Source organism: Pseudomonas caricapapayae, assembly GCF_001400735.1.
GTDB lineage: Bacteria > Pseudomonadota > Gammaproteobacteria > Pseudomonadales > Pseudomonadaceae > Aquipseudomonas > Aquipseudomonas caricapapayae.
The window spans coordinates 1-305 of sequence record NZ_LJPW01000036.1 but is presented as its reverse complement, the minus strand read 5'-3'; the positions used below and the strand labels follow the sequence as shown (position 1 = coordinate 305).

Genomic DNA, 305 nt, shown 5'->3' with positions numbered 1-305 from the left:
TGGCGCTACCGGCCGAGCCCGTGGTGCCTTGATTCCAGACATCCATCATGGTGCTGTCGCCATGTGGCAGCATTTCCTCCTTGCTGGTCTGGCAACCTGCGAGTGCCAGCAAGCCTGCCATGAGAACGCAATACACCATCGCGCTGCGCGCCGGCACCAAGTGATCAATCCAGGTTTGCAGTGGCATGGCGTGCTCCTGACGGGTATTTGACCTTGCGGCCTTTGAGTTCGTAATCAATTTCCAGCTCTTGATCGATGTGCAGTGAGACCTGCGCGCCAGGTAAGACGTAGATGGCTGCAAACGC

1 pseudogene is annotated in these 305 nt (G+C 57.7%); it reads right to left on the bottom strand.

Annotated elements, in window-relative coordinates:
• Positions 1 to 187, bottom strand: a pseudogene (locus ALO80_RS04380) (TIGR03751 family conjugal transfer lipoprotein); the annotation flags it as partial.
• Positions 188 to 305 lie beyond the last annotated feature (118 nt).